The organism is Wolbachia endosymbiont of Drosophila leontia (assembly GCF_028981785.1).
GTDB lineage: Bacteria > Pseudomonadota > Alphaproteobacteria > Rickettsiales > Anaplasmataceae > Wolbachia > Wolbachia pipientis.
On record NZ_JAPQLK010000144.1, the window covers coordinates 1 to 949 of the forward strand.

The window sequence follows — 949 nt, forward strand, 5'->3', positions numbered from 1 at the left end:
TTTTTCAAATTGTTCTTTACTTATATCGCTTGGATAGCTTTTTTGCATAGATATACCTCTTTCTTAACTACGCTTATTTTACCTCATATTTTCGAGATCCTTAACAGGTTCTAAGAAGACTGACCCAAATCATCACGATTGTGCAAATGATGGCACTTGCGGGCAATCTATAAAGGATTTTAGGATTGGTGATTCTGACATTTTCTTCTATGATAGTAATGGAACAGCGATTGCGCAGATACCTAAGTTGCCTAACGGAAACTCTATTACATACCGTAATAATTTATATAAAACTGCACAATCAAGAAACTTTGGTGAGAATACAAAATACGTAGGATTACAAGATGTGCTGCCTAATCAATTCAACTATAGGTGTAAAGATCTAGATTTCACCATAAATTTTGGTAGCCTATCACAACGCGAGCAAGATCAAGTAAAAATGGATATCCAAAGTGCTTATGATGCATATAAAGCAAAGTTTTGTATTGATAGACCAGAAGCTGTACAGATCTATATTTTTAATAATGAAGATGATTATAGGAAATATGGTGCTCTAATTCCGAGATTTGCTGGATATCAGAGTATGATTGATAATTCTGGGGGAATGGCATCTGGAGAAATCCTGATGTGCTATAAAACTGCTTATATGGATAATGTTTTAGCCCATGAATTGGGTCACGTATTTCAATTCAAGTTTTCCCCAACAAAAGTAAGGGAATTGGACTATGTAAATGGTCAGCTGATGGCAAATGCAATTGGACTTGAGGTAGAAGAAAAAAATTATAAAGCTATTTGCAAGCAGATGGGTGTAGATGAATATAAAGACCGTGGATGGATGTTTCAATTTAAATATAAGGACACAACTGGTAGTATATACCGCAAAGATCTTTCAGAAGCAGAGAAATTTCAAATTATACAACGTGTCAAGAATTCTGGACTAGATGAATAT

At 34.5% G+C, this 949-nt stretch carries 1 protein-coding gene; it reads left to right on the plus strand.

What is annotated here, in order from left to right; all coding sequences use genetic code 11:
* Positions 1-247 precede the first annotated feature (247 nt).
* On the plus strand, positions 248-949 hold a 702-nt coding region (locus OZD63_RS05485; protein WP_275008326.1), incomplete at its 3' end, for a hypothetical protein.